At 74.3% G+C, this 19,026-nt stretch carries 13 protein-coding genes; 4 read left to right on the forward strand and 9 right to left on the reverse strand.

Annotation, left to right across the window (positions count from 1 at the left end):
• Window positions 1–597 precede the first annotated feature (597 nt).
• Entirely contained in the window at window positions 598–3,069 is a 2,472-nt protein-coding gene (locus MNZ27_RS13025) for a methyl-accepting chemotaxis protein (RefSeq protein ID WP_242394510.1), read from the reverse strand.
• Window positions 3,070–3,266: 197 nt separating this feature from the next.
• On the opposite strand from MNZ27_RS13025, the gene smc reads away from it, so the two are divergent.
• The 4 genes from smc (at window position 3,267) to MNZ27_RS13045 (ending at window position 10,081) form a co-directional block, all read left to right on the forward strand.
• Window positions 3,267–6,893, forward strand: coding sequence for a chromosome segregation protein SMC (gene smc, locus MNZ27_RS13030; RefSeq protein WP_242394511.1), 3,627 nt, complete (start codon window positions 3,267–3,269; stop codon window positions 6,891–6,893).
• A 99-nt stretch (window positions 6,894–6,992) separates the two neighbouring features.
• Window positions 6,993–8,498, forward strand: a complete 1,506-nt coding sequence (gene ftsY, locus MNZ27_RS13035; RefSeq protein WP_242394512.1) for a signal recognition particle-docking protein FtsY — start codon at window positions 6,993–6,995, stop codon at window positions 8,496–8,498.
• A complete protein-coding gene (locus MNZ27_RS13040) occupies window positions 8,495–9,199 on the forward strand; it encodes an HAD family hydrolase (RefSeq protein WP_242394513.1) in 705 nt (234 codons plus the stop codon). Before ftsY ends, MNZ27_RS13040 begins: the two co-directional genes overlap by 4 nt.
• A gap of 348 nt (window positions 9,200–9,547) precedes the next feature.
• On the forward strand, window positions 9,548–10,081 hold the full coding sequence (locus MNZ27_RS13045; RefSeq protein ID WP_242394514.1) for a GNAT family N-acetyltransferase: 534 nt from the start codon (window positions 9,548–9,550) through the stop codon (window positions 10,079–10,081).
• A gap of 103 nt (window positions 10,082–10,184) precedes the next feature.
• On the opposite strand, the gene MNZ27_RS13050 is transcribed toward MNZ27_RS13045, so the two are convergent.
• The 8 genes from MNZ27_RS13050 to MNZ27_RS13085 all read right to left on the reverse strand — a co-directional run bounded on the left by MNZ27_RS13050 (window position 10,185) and on the right by MNZ27_RS13085 (window position 18,818).
• The gene (locus tag MNZ27_RS13050; RefSeq protein ID WP_242394515.1) at window positions 10,185–11,693 is read right to left on the reverse strand and encodes a cellulose synthase family protein; all 1,509 of its coding nucleotides are present in this window, start codon (window positions 11,691–11,693) and stop codon (window positions 10,185–10,187) included.
• A gap of 347 nt (window positions 11,694–12,040) precedes the next feature.
• Entirely contained in the window at window positions 12,041–13,345 is a 1,305-nt protein-coding gene (locus tag MNZ27_RS13055; RefSeq protein ID WP_242394516.1) for a S41 family peptidase, read from the reverse strand.
• A gap of 123 nt (window positions 13,346–13,468) precedes the next feature.
• Window positions 13,469–14,572 (reverse strand): murein hydrolase activator EnvC family protein, encoded by a 1,104-nt coding sequence (locus tag MNZ27_RS13060; protein WP_242394517.1) that lies wholly within the window; start codon window positions 14,570–14,572, stop codon window positions 13,469–13,471.
• 9 nt (window positions 14,573–14,581) lie between these two features.
• The gene (locus MNZ27_RS13065; protein WP_242394518.1) at window positions 14,582–15,472 is read right to left on the reverse strand and encodes a cell division protein FtsX; all 891 of its coding nucleotides are present in this window, start codon (window positions 15,470–15,472) and stop codon (window positions 14,582–14,584) included.
• Window positions 15,469–16,161, reverse strand: a complete 693-nt coding sequence (gene ftsE / locus MNZ27_RS13070; protein ID WP_242394519.1) for a cell division ATP-binding protein FtsE — start codon at window positions 16,159–16,161, stop codon at window positions 15,469–15,471. The genes MNZ27_RS13065 and ftsE overlap by 4 nt, the downstream gene beginning before the upstream one ends.
• A gap of 304 nt (window positions 16,162–16,465) precedes the next feature.
• Window positions 16,466–17,017: a hypothetical protein gene (locus MNZ27_RS13075; RefSeq protein WP_242394520.1), complete on the reverse strand. Its 552-nt coding sequence runs from the start codon at window positions 17,015–17,017 to the stop codon at window positions 16,466–16,468.
• 176 nt (window positions 17,018–17,193) lie between these two features.
• The gene (gene murI / locus MNZ27_RS13080) at window positions 17,194–17,973 is read right to left on the reverse strand and encodes a glutamate racemase (protein ID WP_242394521.1); all 780 of its coding nucleotides are present in this window, start codon (window positions 17,971–17,973) and stop codon (window positions 17,194–17,196) included.
• A gap of 113 nt (window positions 17,974–18,086) precedes the next feature.
• Window positions 18,087–18,818, reverse strand: a complete 732-nt coding sequence (locus MNZ27_RS13085; RefSeq protein WP_242394522.1) for a hypothetical protein — start codon at window positions 18,816–18,818, stop codon at window positions 18,087–18,089.
• Between the last annotated feature and the right edge of the window lie 208 nt (window positions 18,819–19,026).

The raw sequence follows: 19,026 nt of genomic DNA on the forward strand, positions 1-19,026 counted from the left end.
GGTCTCACGCGATCTCGTGCCCTCCCCAGACGCACGCATTCGGCGCCAGGCGCGAACAACGAAAGCCCGCCCTCGCGCCTCGGCTTCGCGCGGACTCCCGGCGCATGGGGCTCGTGCGGCGCTGCGAGAGAGGCCTTCTCGGACGAGCCGGGCACGCGAAGCCTCACCCACCGGAAAACGCGTCAACTGCCGAATGGTGAAATCGGGGTTCCCGCGAAAGGGCTGCGGCCCAACGCTCAACGTGAAGCCATCGGCCGCCTCGCGAACCGGCGGTAGCGCGACAGCCGACTCGGGCCATGGTGCCGGCAGAAGATAGTAGCGCTATCGGTGAAACGCGGGCTTCTTCGGGGCCGATCTTGCGCAGACGATTCCCACGCACTGCGGCGCTCCGGCCTTTTCATCTTCCCGAGCCCAGACCGCTCGTCATTCAGGGCCGTTCGCCTGCAAGGTCCCTCCTCGACCGGGCCTGCTCTCCGCACGAGATGTGTTGAATCCTGGGACCTGCGGTGGGGCCCCTCCCCGTGCTCGTCCTCGAATCATCATCGGCCGTTTGGCCGCCGGCCCTGCGCTCCGTCTTCGGCGCGCGGCTCGTCGCCATCACACCGTGAAGCGCCCGACGCGCTCCGCGAGGGCCTTCGCGCGCGCGCCGAGCCGGTCGGCCACCCCCGAGAGCCCCTCGACCGCCGCGTCGTGGTCGCCCGCGGCCTCGGAGAGCGCGTGGAGGGCGTCGCGGACCCGCCGCGTCGCCGCGTTGTAGCTCTCCACCGCCCGGTTGATCTCGGCGACCATCCCCTCGAGGCGCGAGAGGCTCTCGAGCTGACGCCTGCCGATCCCGGACTGCTCCTCGAGGGCGCGCGTCACGTGGTCCGCCATCGCGCCGACGCTCCGGGACATCGCGTTCACCCCGGCGACGCTCCGCCCGACGAGCGCCACCGCCTGGGCGGCCACGCGGGCGCCGCCGGTGACCGACTCGACGAGCTGCGAGATCTCGCTGGACGACTGGGCGTGCGCGTCCACCGCGGCGCGGATCGACGCCGCCGTCTCCCGCGCCCGCGTGGTGGAGCGCTGGATCCCGGCGAGGGCCTCCAGGGAGTTCCGGGCCAGGCGCACGCCCTCGACCGCGAGCGCGTCGCCGCGATCGATGAGCGCCGCGGACCCCTCGACGTCCTCGCGCACGGCGCGGATGATGTCGCCGATCGAGGTGGTCGAGCGCGCGATCTGGGCGGCGAGCTCGTGGATCTGATCGGCGACGACCGCGAAGGCCTTCCCGCGCTCGCCCGCCTGGGCCGCGATGATCGAGGCGTTCAGGGAGAGCAGGTTCGTCCGGCCCGCCACCTCGGAGATGAAGTCCACCACCTGGTCGATGTCGTCGGACCGGCGGCCGAGCGCGGCGATGCGTCGGTGCGCGTCCGCCACCGCCCCGCGCAGCGCCTCGATGCCGTGCACCGTCTCCTCCACGACCCCGCCCGCGCCCTCGGCGAGCTCCGCGACGCTCGCGGCGGTCGCCTCGCTCTCCCCCGCCGCCCGCTCCAGGGCGGTCACCGACGACCGCACCGCCGCGAGGCTCCCGCCGGCGTGGCCGGCGAGCCCCTCGAGCTCGGCGAGGGTCTTCGCCGCCTCGTGCCCGGCGAGCCCGAGCTGCTCGACGTCGCCGCCGGCGGAGGACACCGCCCGCTCGAGCTCGGCGCCCTTGCGGCGCGCCTCCTCCAGCGCGCTCGCGAGCTCGGTCACCGCGGCGCCGGTGTCGGACACGTACTCGGAGAGGCCGCCGACCCGGCGCGAGACGAGCGCGACGACGCCGTCCATCGCCTCGACCGCCGCCTGGACCGCGACCACGCCCGAGTGCTGCTCGAGCGCGCCGCGCCGCACGCGATCGCCGATCGCCGACGTCTCGCGGGCGCCGAGCGAGACGCCCTCGCTCGCGCCCTTCACGTCGATGACGAGCCCCTGCAGCCCGTCGGCCATGCGGCGGAAGTCGGCGGCGAGCTGGCCCATCTCGTCCCGCGACAGCGTGGGCGGGCTGGCGGTGAGATCGCCCGAGGCGATCCGGTCGGCGGCGCGGCCGAGCGTCCGGAACGGGAGCGTGATGGCGCGGGCGGCCACCCAGGCGAGCAGCGCGGCGGCGGCGTACACGACCACGACGGTCCCGAGGAGCCCGCCCCAGAACGCGCGGCGCCGCGACCAGAGCGGCGCCTCCGCGAGCCAGGACACCACCAGCCCGCCGGCCTGCGTCCGCCGTGACACGAGCCACCCGCCGTCGACGCGGCGCTCGCCCTCGCCCGCCGCCCGGTCGAACGGGAACTGGCCGGGACCGAACCGCGTCACGACGGCGCCCGAGCGGCCGAGGAGCGCCGTCGGCGCAGAGGTGACGAGCCAGACGTGCTCGGCGATCTCGGGGTCGGCGCGGGTCCCCAGGGCCGCGACGGCGCTCGCCTGCGCGCGCTGCGCGTTGAGGACGTACTCCTCGTCCATGTCGGCGCGGAATCGGACGTAGCCGGTCGCGGCGAAGAGCAGGACGCCGATGGTGTTGAGGCCGAAGCCGAGGACGAGGATCTTGCCCCGGACCGTCCCCTGGAAGGCGACGTCGGCCTCGCCGCCGACGCGCTCGCAGGCGCTGGCCGCCGCGGCGGCGGCGCGGGAGTAGGCGAGCATGGCGGCGAGCAGCGTGCTCGCGACGCCGACCGCCGCGCCCGACGCGACGAGATCCACCGACAGGCCGTCGGCGCGCAGCACGGCGACCGCCGCGATCGTCGTGGCCCCGCCGACGGCGAACAGCGCCGCGGCCGTGACGGGCGCGAGCCGGTGCCCGGCCGCCGCGGCGCGCGCGGCCTCGCCGGGCTCGAGGGCGGCGACGCTCGCGAGCGCCCGCCGGAGCGGCCGCGAGGCGACCCAGATGGCGCCCGCCACGGCGAGGACCTCGACCAGGGTCGCGAGCGGGAGCGCGAGCGCCAGGGCCTGGGCCTGCTCCGGCGAGAGCGGGAAGACCGCCACGGCCGCGTACCAGACGATCGAGGAACCGGCCACGACCGTGAGCGCGACGTCGCGGAGCAGCGACCAGATGAGGCGCATGGAGATCCGAGTGTAGCGCGCCGCCCTCTCCGGGGCGCCTCCCAGGGAGGCGGTACGCCGGCCTGTCGCAATGTCGCGAATCCCCATGGGAAATCGTGGAGATCGGCGCCAGGCGACGTGTCAAGAAACCGGAAAATGCCCCATTGATCAAGGGGTTCGCCTTGAACTCGCCCATGGGGTCGTGATATCGCGTCGGGATGCGCATCCGCCGCCTCGACATCGTCGGGTTCAAGTCCTTCATGGACAAGACGGTCATCGCCTTCGACGAGGGCGTGACGGGCGTGGTCGGCCCGAACGGCTGCGGCAAGTCCAACGTCGCCGACTCGATCCGCTGGGTCCTCGGCGAGCAGTCCGCGCGCCACCTGCGCGGCCGCTCGATGGAGGACGTGATCTTCAACGGGTCGGAGTCGAAGCCGCCGCTCTCGATGGCGGAGGTGATGCTCACCTTCACCAACGACCGCCCGAGCGAGCTACCGCCCGCCTACCAGGGCTTCGGCGAGATCACCGTGGGCCGCCGGCTCTTCCGCTCGGGAGAGTCCGAGTACCTCGTGAACGGGGTGCAGGCGCGGCTCATGGACGTGAACGACATCTTCTTCGGCTCGGGCGTGGGCCGGACCGCCTACTCGATCATCGAGCAGGGCCGCATCGGCCAGATCGTCTCCGCGCGCCCCGAGGACCGCCGCGCGATCATCGAGGAGGCGGCCGGGATCACCAAGTACAAGCGGCGCCGGGAGGCCGCCGAGCGGAAGCTCGAGGCGACCCAGGCGAACCTCCTGCGCGTCGCCGACATCGTGCAGGAGCTCGGCAAGCAGCTCGAGTCGCTGAACCGCCAGGCCCGCAAGGCCGAGAAGTACAAGGCGCTCCGCGGGAAGATCCGGGAGCTCGAGCTCCGGACCGCCGCCGCCCGCTACCTCGAGCTGACCGCCCTGCGGCGGGCCGCCGAGGAGCGGCACGCCGCGCTCAAGGCGGAGGACACGGAGCTGTCCGCCCGCCTCGCCGAGCTCGACGCCCGGCTCGAGGCCGACCGCGCCCGCGCCGAGGAGAGCGAGCAGCGGCTCGGCGAGCTCGGGGAGAAGGAGCACGGGCTCGAGAGCCAGGCGCGGGTCTCCGAGGTGTCGGTGGACGCGGCGGCGCGCGAGCTCGAGCAGATCGCCGAGCGGACCAAGGCGCAGGCCGCGGAGGTCGAGGGGCTGAAGGGCCAGGCCGAGGCCCTCGCCCGGGAGCGCGAGACGCTGCTCAAGCAGCGCGACGACCTCCAGTCGCTGGTCTCGACGGACGAGGGCCGGCTCGGGGAGGCGGAGACCGCGCTCCGCGACGCCGGGCGCGAGCAGGGCGAGCTCCAGGCCGAGGCCGACCGCGCCCGCGCGGCCGCCGCGGCCGCCGCCTCGGAGGCGACCTCGCACAAGAGCCAGCTCGCCCACGTCGAGCGGCAGCGGCAGGATCTCAAGACCCGGATCGAGCGCAACCGCGCCGAGGCCGACGAGCTGGCCCGGCGCGCCGGCGAGCTCGACAGCGCGCGCGCGCGCCACGTGGAGTCCCTCGGCCAGACGCGGCAGCTCAAGCTCCACCTCGACGAGCAGCGCGGCGCCCAGGAGGAGCTGCTCGAGCGGACCCGCGCCGAGTTCATCCAGAACGAGGCGAAGCTCATCACGCTCCGCGAGGAGCTCGCCGAGAAGCGCTCGCGCCTCCAGAGCCTCCTCGAGATCGTCCGGAACTACGAGGGCTACGGCCGCGGCGTGCGCAGCCTCATGACGCGCGCCGGCCAGGGCGAGGGGCACGACCACGGCATCTTCGGCCTGGTCGCCGACGTGGTCTCCGCGCCGGCGGACTACGAGAACGCCGTCGAGGCGGTCCTCGGCGAGCGGCTCCAGTACGTCATCGTCGAGAGCCACTCGCAAGGGGTCGAGGCGATCGACTACCTCAAGACCGCCGCCGAGGGGCGCGCCTCGCTCATCCCGATGGGCCGCCTGCGGGACGCCAACGGCGCCGAGATCGGCCCCGACGGCGGCGTCTCGGCCGGCACCGAGCCGGAGCGCGCCCACCCCGGCATCGTCGCGCGCTGCCTCGACGTGGTCCAGGTGGACCCGTCGTACGAGAAGGTGGCCCGCTTCCTCCTCGGCGACGCGCTCATCGTCCGGGACCTCCCCTCCGCCCTGGAGATCTGGCAGCAGAGCGGCCACCCGCGGACCTACGTCACGCTCGACGGCGAGGTGCTCGACCCCTACGGCGTCGTCACCGGCGGCCCCCTCGAGGGCGAGGGGCACGGCGCCCTGCAGCGGCGGCGCGAGGTCCAGGAGCTCGAGGAGACCGTCCGCGGGTTCGAGGCCGAGTTCTCCCTCGCCCAGGAGCGGCACCGCACCCTCCAGGCGCGCCTGCTCCAGCTCGAGGCGGCGCTCAAGAACCTCGACAAGGACGGCCGCGAGAAGGAGCTCGCGCTCCTCGACCAGGAGAAGGACCTCGCCCGCGTCGGCGAGGAGCTCGTGCGCGTCGCCGATCGCACCGCCGCCCTCGAGGTGGAGCGCACGAACCTCGAGGGGAGCGTCGCCGCCCTCGGGCGCGAGGAGGAGGAGCACCGGGTCGCCGGGGCGACGGCGGAGGCGGAGCAGGCGAGGTGCGAGGAGCGCGCCCGCGACGCGGTGGCCCGCCTCGAGCTCACGAAGGTGCGGGGCGACGTCCTCACCGCCGAGCTCATGAACCTCAAGGTGAAGGTGGCGGCGGACGCGGAGCGGCGCGAGGGCATCGGCGCGGCGCTCAAGCGGATCGACGACGCGCGCCGCGAGGTGGACGAGCGCCGCGGCCGGCTGTTCGCGGCGCTGTCCGAGGCGAACGCGCGGGCCGCCGAGCTGCGCGGCCGGGTCGAGGGGACCCGGATCGACCTGGGCCGGCTCAACGAGGACCTCGCCGCGGTCCGCGCCGAGCTCTCGAGCGCGCGGGAGGCGCACGAGAAGCTCGTCGAGGGCACCCGGGCGCGCGAGGCGGAGGTCCGCGACCTGCGGGCGCGCGGCGAGGGCGTCCGCGAGACCTCGAGCGAGGCCGCCCTGACCGCCCGCGAGCAAGCGCTCGAGCTCGCCCACCTCGAGGACCAGACGCGCGAGCGGTGCCAGGCGGAGCTCCGCTGGGAGGTGTCGCGGTTCCACCTCGAGCGGCCGCCGGGCGAAGAGGAGCGGCAGGAGCTCGAGGAGCTGAAGGCGCAGGCGGAGCGGATGGGCGCCATCAACCTCACCGCGATCGAGGAGTACGACGACCTCAAGCAGCGCCACGAGTTCCTCGGCGCGCAGCGGGGCGACCTCGAGCGCTCGGTCGCCGATCTCCAGAGCGCGATCGTGAAGATCAACCGCGCCAGCCGGGACCGGTTCCAGGAGACCTTCGACCGCGTGAACGAGAAGTTCCAGGCGGTGTTCCCGCGCCTCTTCAACGGCGGCCGCGCCGGCCTCGTCCTCACCACCCCCGAGGGCGGGGGCGAGCACGGCGTCGAGATCTTCGCGCAGCCGCCCGGCAAGAAGCTGCAGAGCGTGAACCTGCTCTCCGGCGGCGAGAAGGCGCTCACCGCGGTGTCGCTCATCTTCGCCATCTTCCTCATCAAGCCCACGCCGTTCTGCCTGCTCGACGAGGTGGACGCCCCGCTCGACGACGCGAACGTCGGCCGCTACAACGACATGGTGAAGGAGATGAGCAAGAACTCCCAGTTCATCGTCATCACCCACAACAAGCGGACGATGGAGATGGTGGACACGCTGTACGGGGTGACGATGCAGGAGCCGGGCGTCTCGCGGCTCGTCTCCGTCCGCCTCTCCGAGCGGACGCGCGAGGTCGCCGCGGCGTAGCGTCCCGGCGGCGTCGCCGCCCGCCTTCCGTTGACTTGCCCGCGCCGGGAGCCCTATATCCTCGGGCTCCCAGCGCTTTTTCGTGCTCCGGAGCGTCCCGTGATCCCGCTCGCCCTCACCGCGAACGACGCCGTCGCCCTGGGCGTCGTCCTCGTCCTCCTGCTGCTCGTCGTCGCCGCCGCCATCCGGCTCGCGCGCAAGCGGCGCGCCCCGCCGGCCCCGCCCGTCCCCCGCGCGCGGGAGGAGGGGCTGCCGGCGGCGCCCCCGGCGCAGGACCTCGCCCGAGGGGCCACCGAGGAGGACGCGGCCGAGGCCCTCCGCGAGCAGCGGCGGCGCCGGCCGCCCGTCGCGGGCGCCGCGCCGGGGCCCCCCCCCCCCCCCCCCCCCCCCCCCCGCCCGGGGGGGGCCCCCCCCCCGGCGGGGGAGGGGGGGGGGGCGGGGGGGGCCCCCGCCCCCGTCCCCCCCGTCTCCCCCGAGGAGGCCCGCGCCGCGCGCGAGGCGGAGGAGGCGCGCCGGAAGGAGGAGTACCGCCGGAAGAAGGAGGCGGACCGGCTCGAGCGGGAGCGGCGCGCCCGCGAGCGCGCGGAGGCCGAGGAGCGCGCCCGCGAGGAGGCCGCGCGCGCGGCCCGCGAGGCGGAGGAGGCCCGGCGCCGCGCCGAGGAGGAGGAGCGGCGGAAGGCGCAGGCCGAGGCGGGCCGGACGCTCGCCGCCGGCCTCGAGAAGACCCGCGGCGGCTTCATGGCGCGGATCAACGCGCTCTTCTCCGGCGGGAAGGTGGTGGACGACGCGGTCCTCGCCGACCTCGAGGAGGTGCTCTTCACCGCCGACATCGGCGTGAAGACCGCCACGCGGCTCATCGACTCGGCGCGGGAGAAGGTCCGCAGGAAGGAGCTCTCCGACCCCGAGAAGCTCCGGCGGGCGCTGCGCGAGGAGATCGCGCGCATCCTCGCCCTCGAGGGCGGCGCCGGCGCGCCGCCGACGGTGGGTGACGCCCGGCCCTGGGTGATCATGGTCGTCGGCGTGAACGGCTCCGGGAAGACCACCACCGTCGGGAAGCTCGCCTCGAAGCTCCAGGCGGCCGGCCACCGGGTGCTGCTCGGCGCCGGCGACACCTTCCGCGCCGCGGCCGGCGAGCAGCTCGAGGTCTGGGCCGAGCGCGTCGGCGCCCCCATCGTCCGCGGCAAGGAGGGGGGCGATCCCGCGGCCGTCTGCTTCGAGGCCGTCCAGAAGGGCGCGCAGGACGGCGTGGACGTCGTGCTGTGCGACACCGCCGGCCGCCTGCACACGAAGACGCCGCTCATGGAGGAGCTCAAGAAGGTGAAGCGGGTGATCGGGAAGGCCGTCGCCGGCGCGCCGCACGAGGTCCTCCTCGTGCTCGACGCCACCAACGGCCAGAACGCCATCGCCCAGGCCCGGCAGTTCAACGAGGCGCTCGGCGTGACGAGCATCGCCCTCACCAAGCTCGACGGCACCGCGAAGGGCGGCGTCGTCATCGGGATCTGCGACGAGCTGCGGATCCCGGTGCGCTACGTGGGCGTGGGCGAGAGCGTCGCCGACCTGAAGCCGTTCGACCCCCACGAGTTCGTCGAGGCGCTCTTCGAGTGACCCCTCCTCCCTTCCAGGCGTACCTGCTCGACGTGGACGGGACGCTCGTCTCCTGCGGCGGCGCGGGCCGCCGCTCGCTCGAGCGCTCCCTCGCCCACCACTGCGGCCCGATCGACGGCGCCCTCGCGCCCCTGCGGCTCGACGGGATGACCGATCGGCGCATCGTGCGCGAGGCGCTCGGCCTCCTCCGGCAGCCGTTCAGCGAGGAGCGCTGCGACGCGGTCCTCGCCCGCTACCTGCTGCACCTCGAGGAGGAGATCGCCGCGCCCGGGTACGAGGTCCTCCCGGGCGTCGTGGACGCGCTCGAGAAGCTGCGCGCCCGCGGCGCGCTCTACGGGCTCTGCACCGGGAACGTGGTGGACGGCGCGCGCGTGAAGCTCGCCCGCGGCGGGCTCGACCGCTACTTCGAGTGGGGCCCGGCGGCGCCCGGCGGCTTCGCCGCCGACGGGGAGGCCCGCGAGCAGATCGTCCTCGCCGCCGTCCGCCGCGCCTCGACGCGCCTCGGCCGGCCCATCGACCCCGGCGAGGCCCTCGTCGTCGGCGACACGCCGCGGGACGTCGAGGCCGCCCACCTCGCCGGCTGCCCGGTCCTCGGCGTCGCCACCGGCCGATACGACGCGGCCGCGCTTCGCGCCGCCGGCGCCGACTTCGTGGCCCCCGCGCTCGCGCACCCGGACGCGCGCCGGCTGCTGGGAGCGTAGGCCTCGGGGAAGGGCCCTGCCCGTACCCGTAACCGAAGCCGTACCCGTACCCCTACCCGTCACCGTGCCCGTGGCCGATCCCCGTGCCCGGGTCCCGCCTCCCGTGTCCCCTGGCCCGTGATCCGACGAGCATCGGACCGTCGGACCACGGGAACCGGGCCACGGGCCACGGGATCCGGTTCACGGTTGACGGAGAAGCCGGTGACGGTGACGGGCACGGTCCACGGGACCCCCGACCCGACCCCGAGCCGACCCTCCGACCCTCCACCTGGATCCCGCCCTCGCCTTGACCCGCCGCGGCGCGCGGGGCTATGGCAACCGTCCCACTCCCACCACCGGAGGCAGCCGATGACGATCTCGCGCGAGAGGCAGGGGCCCGGCACCGGGCAGACCCTCCCGTCGCTCGACGGGCCGCGCCTCCGCGCGGTGGCCGCGGACCGCCGTCACGTCCAGCAGATCCAGTCGTGCTTCTCCGGCGCGCCGGACTACTTCGCGCGGACCGAGGGCGGCCCCGCCGGCGGCGACGCCGCGGAGCGGCTCGTCTCCGAGGCGGAGGCCGACGACACGCGCCGGGTCTTCGCGCTCGTCCCGCACACCGGCGGCGCCGCGGTGGGCGTCCTCGACCTCTACCTGCACCACCCCGAGCCCGGCACCGCCCACATCGGCCTGCTGCTGTTCCGCGAGGCGTGCCAGGGGCTCGGGTACGGCAAGGAGACCGTCGCCGCCCTCGAGCACGCGCTCGCCCGGACCGGGTTCTCCGTCCTGCGCCTCTCCGTCGGCGACGAGAACCCCGGGGCGCGCGCGTTCTGGGAGCGCCTCGGCTTCGCCGAGGTGGGGCGGCTGGAGCGGTCGGTGTCGGTGTTCGAGAAGCGGCTGGAGTGAGGCTGGACCCGATGACGAGGTCCGAGCCCTGAAAGCGACACGGGGCCATCGGACCGCTGCGGTCCGAGGCCCCGTCGCTCGCGATCTCGCCGGGCGCGAGCCGCTACTCGGTCGTCGTCGGCGCCGGCGACAGGATGCGGGCCCAGCGGACCACGCGCCCGCGGAGCCCCTCGTAGACGCTCGCGAGGCCGACGTAGCCGAAGCCGACCTGGAAGAGCACGAGGAACGGGAGCGAGTAGTAGACCTCGCGCTGGATGAGGTAGACCACGCCGTAGGTCATGTACGCGGCGAGGCCGAGCTCGACGATCGGCTGGAAGGTGACCGCCGCCTTGTAGCGCTTCTTCGTGACCGACTCGCCCGCGCCCTTCACGCCGTGCTTCGGCGTGCGCGTGAAGCCGGTCTCGTACCCCATCAGCGCCTCGACCACGGCGCGCGCCTGGTTCACGGAGAGGCCGATCCCGAGGGCCATGACCAGGGGCAGGTACTTGATCTGCTCCCAGAGGCTCTTCCCCTGCTCGCGCTGGCTCGCGGCGTAGAACGCCACCACGCTGAAGGTCGCCGCGGCGAAGAACGGGATGTCGAGGAAGAGCACCTCGTACCAACCGTGCGAGACCCGCACCACGACCGTGATCGGGAGCAGGATCGCGAGCGGGATCATGAGCAGGTAGGCGAGGTTCGCGGCGAGGTGCATCACCGCCTCGTGCTTCACCTCGCGCGGGACGTCGGACCGGAGGATGCGCGGCAGGAGCTTCAGCGCGGTCTGGATCGAGCCCTTCGCCCAGCGGTGCTGCTGGCTCTTGAACGCGTTCATCTCCACCGGCACCTCGGCGGGGGTGACGATGTCCGGCAGGTACACGAACCGCCACCCGGCGAGCTGCGCGCGATACGAGAGGTCGAGGTCCTCGGTGAGCGTGTCGTGCTGCCACCCGCCGCCCGCCTCGATGGCGGTGCGCCGCCAGATGCCGGCGGTGCCGTTGAAGTTGAAGAAGCGGCCGGAGCGGTTGCGGGCGGTGTGCTCGATGACGAAGTGGCCGTCGAGCAGGATGGCCTGGGCCTGGGTCAGGAGCGAGTAGCCGCGGTTCAGGTGGCCCCAGCGCGCCTGGACCATGCCGATGCCCGCGTCGGTGAAGAAGTGCACCGTCCGCTGCAGGTAGTCCGCGGGCGGGATGAAGTCCGCGTCGAAGACGGCGACGAACTCCCCCGTGGCGGTCTTGAGCCCGTTCTCGAGCGCGCCCGCCTTGAAGCCCTTCCGATCGGTCCGGTGGATGTAGGCGATGTCGAGCCCGGTGGCGCGGTGCCGATCGACGCACGCGCGGGCGATGCCCTGGGTCTCGTCCGTCGAGTCGTCGAGCACCTGGATCTGGAGGCGGTCGCGCGGATAGTCGATCTTCGCGACCGTGTCGATGAGCCGCTCCGTCACGTAGAGCTCGTTGAAGATCGGGAGCTGGATCGTGACCCGCGGCAGCGCCTCGAAGCGGCCCTTCGGCGTCGGCAGCCGGTACTTGTGCCGGTAGTACAGGTACGCCATCGCGTAGCGATGGGCGCCGAAGACGGAGAGGACCGCGAGCAGCAGGGCGTAGGCGATGACGACGGAAAGCTCGAGAGGACTCATCTTGTCTGTGTGCGCGCTCGGCGCGCCTCCGGAGAGGGCCCGGCATCGCAAGCCGCGGGCCAGGGCCTCACCCCTCCGAGGCCGTTCGAAATCGCGCGGAATGTAACAGTCCGGTCCGGGATGTCAATCCGGCAAACCCTGCGCCGCCCCTGGGGAAACTGGCCACGTGCGCGAATCGAGCAGCGACCGCCGCGGCCGCAGCGAACACGCAACGATTGCACGGGACGCAAGCAGCGTTCGCCCGGACCACGACACGCGCGCCAGGGTGATCTCGAAGGTGCGAGGAAGTCCGCGGGGTCGCGCCCTCGGCGCGACTCCGGAGGAGGTGACCGGCTACAGGTGACCGGCTACTCCCCCTTCGCGGTGATGCCGCGCACCCGGGGCTCCGCCGACCCGCGGAGGATGTCGGCGGCCCGGAGCGAGTCGAGCGCGGTCCTGAGCTGCCAGTCGGCGGTCGGCGCCGGCGGGGCGGACGCCGGGACGACGCCGTTGCGCAGGTGCCCCTTGAGATCGCGCTCGGCGACGATCCCGTCCTCGGGGCGCGCCGCCGGCGCGACGTCGGGGACCACCACGTCCGGCGTGATCCCGAGCTCCTGGATCGAGCGCTTGCGCGGCGTGAAGTAGCGCGCGACCGTGAGCTTCAGCCCCGAACCGTCGGCGAGCTCCACGATGGTCTGGACCGAGCCCTTGCCGAAGGTCTGCGTCCCCATGATGACCGCGCGGCCGTTGTCCTGCAGCGCGCCGGCGACGATCTCGCTCGCGCTCGCGGTGCCGCGGTTCACGAGGACGATGACCGGGTACGGCGGCTCGGTCCCCTTCTCGTGCGCGCGCCACACCTCCACGTTGCGCCGGCCGCGCCCCTCGGTCGTCACGATGGTCCCGCCGGCGAGGAACAGGTCGGACACGGCGACCGCCTCGTCCACCAGGCCGCCCGGGTCGTTCCGCAGGTCGAGGACGAGCCCGCGGAGCTCCCCCTTCAACGCGGTGCGCCCGTCCGCGAGCGCCTTCTCGAGGCTGCGGGCGGTCCGCTCCTGGAACGTCCTGATGCGCGCGTAGAGGTAGCGCCGGTCGGGATCGAGGACGCGGGACTCGACGCTCTGCACGCGGATCCGGTCGCGCACGAGCGTGAGCTTCTGGGGCGACGCGAAGCCATCCCGCATGATCTCCAGGGCGCAGCGGGTCCCGGCGGCGCCCTTGAGGCGCCGGATCACCTCGTCGAGCGCGAGGTCCTTCGTCGGGGTGCCGTCCACCGAGACCACGCGGTCGCCCGATCGGATCCCGGCGCGCTCGCCCGGCGAGTCGGCGATGGGCGACACGACGGTCACCTCGCCGCCCGTCCGCGTCAGGTCGAGCCCGAGCCCGTCGAACTCGCCGCTGGTCTCCTCGCGGAGCTGCGCGTAGACCTCGGGGCGCATGAACTGAGAGTGCGGATCGAGCCGCCCCACCATGCCCTCGACGGCGCCGTACACGAGGTCCTTCTCGGAGACCTCCTCGACGTACGCGTTCTCGATCTGCGAGAGGACGTCGGCGAACACGTCGAGGGGCCGGTACGCGGGCGCCCCGCTCCGCTGCGCCGCGGAGGCGGCGTGATCGGCGACGAGCCCGGCGAAGAAGGCGAGGGCGAGCGCGGCGGCGACGGCGATCCGCTTCATGGCGGCGATTGTAGCGCGGGAGCGCGGCGGGCCCAGCCGCGGCGGCGGACGCCCCACCGGAGCGCGGGCGGCGCCGCCCGGCAGGACCGCGCGGGTGGCGCCACGCGGCTCATGCGCGCCACGTCATCGCCCGAGCCAGGGCGCCGGGTCCACCGGGCGGCCGCGCTCCCGGAGCTCGAAGTACAGGTACGGCCCCTTGAGCGACCCCGAGTCCCCGACGGTGCCGAGGACCGCGCCGGCCTCCACGGCCTCCCCCGTCGCGGTCTGCATCGTCGCGAGGTGCGCCACCAGCGTGTGGTACCCCTCGCCGTGATCGACGATGACGAGGTTGCCGTACCCCTTGAACCACCCGGCGTACACGACCTTGCCCGGGGCCACCGCCCGGACGGGCGTGTCCGCGGGGGCGGCGATGTCGAGGCCGTGCTGCACCGTCACGGTGTTGAACTTCGGGTTCACGATCTTCCCGAACCCGACCGCGACGGTGCCGCGCGCCGGGAGGAGGAGCTTCCCGCGCCGGGCGGCGAACCCGCCCGGGCCGCCGCCCGCCTGGGGCGGGGGCAGCGCGGAGACCAGCTCGGCGAGCCTCCGGGACTGCTCGGCGGCCTCCGCGGCCGCGCGCTCGTGGACCCCCCGCGCGCTCCGGAGGGCCGCGAGCAGGGCCTCCCGCTCGTCCCGCCGCGCCGCGGCCTGCTCCCGGCGCTCGCCGACCTCGTCGGCGAGGGCGGCGAGGCGCGCCGCCTCCTGCTGGCGGGCGGCCCGGGCGCGCTCCCGCTCCCGCGCCGCGGCCTGCGCCTCCGCCAGGAGGGCGAGATCGCGCGAGAGGATGCGGTCCATCAGGTAGCGGCGCTGCACGAGCTCGGCGAGCGACCGGCTCGCGAGGAGGACCCGCAGCTCGCCGGTGCGCCCGAGCCGCGCCCGCGCCTGGAGCCGCGGGCGGAGCGCCGCGAGGCGGGCCTGCAGCCGCGCCTGCGCCGCGGCCTCCTCTCCGCGCGCCCGCTCGAGCCCGGCCGCCGCGTCGGCCTGCTCCGCCTCGACCCGCCGCCACTCCGCGACCGCGTCGGCGAGGGCGCGCTCCGAGTCGGCGACGGTGTCGAGCACCGACCGCTCCTGCTGCGCGAGGAGCCGCGCCGCGGCCTCCTCCGCCCGGTGGCGCGCCTGCAGCGCGTCGAGCTGCGCCCGCGTACCGGGCGCGGCCAGGGCGAGGGCGAGGACGGCGGGGGCGAGCACGCGTCGCGCCTAGCTGGTGGAGATCCGCCGGAGGGTGCGCGCCACCGAGAGCGCGCTCCCGAGCAGGCCGACGAGGGCGCCGCCCGCGACGAGGGCGAGGAGGAGCGACGGCGGCAGCGCGTCCCGGACCGTGAGCAGGCGCCCGAGCCCCGCCGCGTGGAGCCGCGGCGACACCGCGGCGTACGCCGCGAGGAGCCCGCCCGCCGCGAGGCCGCCGCCGAGCAGCCCCTGCGCGAGCCCCTCGATGAGGAACGGCGCGGCCACGAACGCGTCCGTCGCCCCCACGAGCTTCATGATCTCGATCTCGTCGCGGCGCGCGAACACCGCCAGGCGGAGGGTGTTCGAGACGAGGACCGCCGTGGCGAGCGCGAGCGCCGCGAACAGGACCGCGGAGGTGGTCCGCGCGCGCCGGACGAACCGCTCGAGCGGCCCCAGCAAGGCCTCCCCGTAGTCCACGTCGGCGGCCCCGGGCACGCTCCGGAGCCGCGCCGCGAGGGCCCTGGCCTCGGCGAGGGAGATCCCGGGCGCCGCCACCTGCACCTCGTCCGACAGCGCGCCCGGCCCGACCCCCTCGAGCACCCGGGCCTCGTCGCCGAGCTCCACGGCGAGGTCGCGGAGCGCCTCGGCGCTGGTGACCGCACGGACCTCCCGGCCCGGCGCCGCCGCGGCGGCCGCCGCCCGCGCCGCCGCGAGGTCCGCGCCGGGCGCGAGGTAGATCGAGATCCGGACCTCGCCGGCCCAGGCGGCGAGGAGCCGCTCCGCCCCGCCGAGCGCGGCCGCGAAGAGGCCGGTGGCGAAGACCGCGACGAAGATCGTCGCCGTGCCGATCAGCGTCACGTACGGCCCGCGGATCATCGCGTCCATCGCGCGGCGCGTGAAGTAGAGCGGGCGGAACGTCATGGCGTCCCCCTCGCCGCCCGGCGGATCGAGGCGCCGTCCGAGACGAGCCGCCCGTGCTCCAGGACCAGGACGCGCCGCTTGTAGCGCTCGAGGATGGAGCGATCGTGCGTGGCGACGACGACGGTGGTGCCGCGGGCGCTCGCGGAGGCGAGCAGCTCCATCACCTCGAGGGTGCGCTCCGGGTCGAGGTTGCCGGTGGGCTCGTCGGCGAGGAGCAGGGCCGGAGCCGCGGCGAGGGCGCGGACCACCGCGACCCGCTGCTGCTCGCCGCCGGACAGCGAGGGCGGGAGCTTGTCGCCGCGGTGCTCGAGCCCGACCGAGCGGAGGAGCGCGCGCACGCGGCGGCGGATCTCCTTCGGCGGCAGCGCCTGCACCTCGAGGGGCAGCGCCACGTTCTCCGCCACCGTGCGCCGCGGGAGGAGCTTGAAGTCCTGGAACACCACCCCGATGTTGCGGCGCAGGTAGGGGACGGCGCGGGCGGGCAGCTTCGCGACGTTCTTGCCGAAGAGGAGGAGCTGGCCGCTCGTCGGCGCCTCGTCGCAGAAGACGAGCTTGAGGAGGGTGGACTTTCCGGCGCCGGACGGGCCGGTCAGGAACACGAACTCGCCCTTCTCGACGTTCAGCGACACGTCGTCGAGCGCGGGCCCGTCGCCCGGGTATTCTTTCGAGACGTGGAAGAGCTGAATCATGTCGTAGCGAGGGCTGGCGTGCCGCTCGGCCCCCCGTGGTCCGTGCCCGTCACCGTCACCGGCCTCTCCGTGACCCGTGAGCCCGTTCGCGTGGCCCGTGGCCCGATCCCGTGATCCGACGGAGACACGGGCCACGGGCCACGGGATGCGGGACGCGGGAAGCGGGCACGGATACGGGGAACGGTCACGGTCACGGGCACGGTCTGGGCCCGCGGCCGGGTTCCCCCACCCTGACTCTGGGCCGCGCCCTCGCCCCGCCGCCGGAGTCGCAGGGGTTCCACCCGTTCCGCGCGGTGGTGACCGCTCACTTCCGGTCGCCGAGGTCCTCGGCGAGGTACGAGAGGATCACCTCGTCGAGGCTCTTCTCGCTGATGAGGTCCTCGCCGAACAGCGTCTCCGCGCCATCGTTGCGGAGCGCCGGCGCGGGCTGCTGGCGGGCGGCGAGCACCTCGGGCGGCAGCGACTTCGGGGGATCGCGCGGCGCGGGCATCTGCACGCCCGCCTGGAGCTGGACGCGCCGCCCGTCGGCGTGGATCTGCCCCGGCTGGAAGGCCTGCGCCTGCTGCGAGTACACGGCGTCGATGTCGTCGTAGACGCCGTTGATGAGGTTCCGCAGCATCTCCTTGTGCTGCTCCTCCATCAGCTCGCGCACGACCTGGGCGAGGTTCTCGGCGCCGGCGATGTCCGCGTACGACGTCTTCTTCGACGCGAGGATGTTCCCGCCTACGAAGAGGTGCGTGATGATGTGGGGGTTGTCCAGGCCCGAGTCCTCGGTCTGGATGTGGTACATCTTCCCCTTGTGCTTGATGTTGTGGTTGAAACCCACAGCCATCTGCTTCTTGGGATCGCCCGCCATCGGCCCGAACTGTACCCCGCGCCCCCGCCGGCCAGCAAGCGCACCACCCGCCGAAATCCCCTCTCGGTCCGCTGATCTCGCGCGGCTCGACCGCGGTCGCGCGCGCCTCCGCGCAGCGCTCCGGCGCGGGATCCGGTCCACCGCGGCGTGACGTCGCGCCGCGGCGTCCGCCCCGATCAGACGTCCACGTGCTCGGCGGCGGTGACGGCCCGGCCGAGGAACCGGCTCGCGACGGCGAGGAACTTCTCCGGGAGGTCGGTGACGAGGAACTCGGCGCGGCCGGCGTGGCCGGGATCCTCACCGAGCCGCGCCCGGACCTCGGCGGCGATCGCCTCGGCGCTGTCCACCAGCACGACGCCCGGCACCTCGCGGGCGATGGCGGACTTGAGGAGCGGGTAGTGGGTGCAGCCGAGGACGAGGGTGTCCACCCCCTCGTCGCGCACCGGCGCGAGGTAGCGGTGGACCACCCCGCGCACGACCTCGTCCTCCGGATCCGTCCAGCCCTCCTCCGCGAGCGGGACGAAGAGCGGGCACGCGTGGGCGACCACCTCCGCCCCCTCCCGCGCGCGACGGATCGCCGCCTGGTAGGCGCCGGAGGAGACCGTGCCCTGGGTGCCGATCACGCCGATGCGCCCCGTGCGCGAGGCGCGGACCGCGACGCGGGCGCCCGGCTCCACCACGCCGAGCACCGGCACGGAGAGCTCGTCCCGGAGCGCCGGGAGGGCGACCGCCGAGGCGGTGTTGCAGGCGACGACGAGGAAGTCGATGCCGCGGCGGGCGAGGACGCGGGCGTTCCGGAGCGCGTACTGGGTCACCGTCTCCGCGGACTTGTTGCCGTAGGGCACCCGGGCGGTGTCGCCGAGGTAGAGCGTGTCGGCGGAGGGGAGCGCGTCGAGGATGGCGCGGTGGACGGTGAGCCCACCCACGCCCGAGTCGAAGATGCCGATGCGTGACACGGCGCGGAGTCTACCCTGGTCGGTGCCCGCGCGCCCGGAGGGCCGGTCGGTGGGCGAAAGAGGGGGCGCGGGCCCGGCGGCCCACGCCCCCTGGATATGGAACGACCGCAGCGCTACTTCGTGACGGCGGGCGAGAGCGCCTTCGCCGCCGGGCGCGGGCTCGGCGTGGCGGTCGCGCTCGCCGGACAGAACGTCTGGCTGTCGGGGATGACGATCCCGAGCGTGGAGGGCGTCCCGGCGCCCACCGTGAACGAGGTCGCCGCGCAGTACGACGCGTAGACGACGGTGCCCGTGCTATCGAGCTCCTCGATCCGCCGCAGGACGTAGGGGCCCGTGGGCAGGGCGAAGGAGATCACGTCGCCGCACAAGGACTGGTAATCGGCGACGAGCCCGGTGGTCTGATCGAGGATCGAGTACACGATCTGGGAGCTGGGCGCGGAGCAGGAGCCGTTGTTCTGGAACGAGTACGCGAGGGTGAAGACACCCTCCGCCGGCTGCGCGTCGACGAGCTGCTCGCCACAGACGCTGGCGTCCACGGCGAGCTCGTCCCGGACCACGATCGTGCCGTTGGCGTCGAGCCCCTCGACGGTGAACTGCTGCGTCCCGCCCGGCACGCCGACGACCGACATCCCGCCGTCGCTGCACGGGACCGTCTTGACGGGTTGGTTGTTCATGTAGACGGCGACGGAGGTCACGCCGGCGCCCGAGCAGGACGCGGCGTTGCCGTTCGCGAGCAGGAAGCTCGACCACGAGATCGAGACGGTGTGGTCGCATTCGGTGGTGGTGACGCACCCCATCCCGAGGACGGAGGCGAAGGCAGCGAGGAGCAGGGCGAGGCGTCTCATGTCGAAGTTCCTCCAGCGAAGTCGGTGGCCCGTCGGGGCCAGTCCATCCAGATCGAGCAACGCACGTGCCACGGGGGCTGGACGGCCGAAGGCCCGGCATTATGCATGAAGGCCGGCCGGCCGGTGCCGGCGCGGCACGGACCGTGTCTCCCGCCGTTCACACTCGGAGGTGCGAGCATGTGCGCGCGAGCGGGCGGGAGAGAAATGG

Origin of the sequence: Anaeromyxobacter oryzisoli, from assembly GCF_022690765.1 — a bacterium.
GTDB classification, from domain to species: Bacteria; Myxococcota; Myxococcia; order Myxococcales; family Anaeromyxobacteraceae; genus Anaeromyxobacter; species Anaeromyxobacter oryzisoli.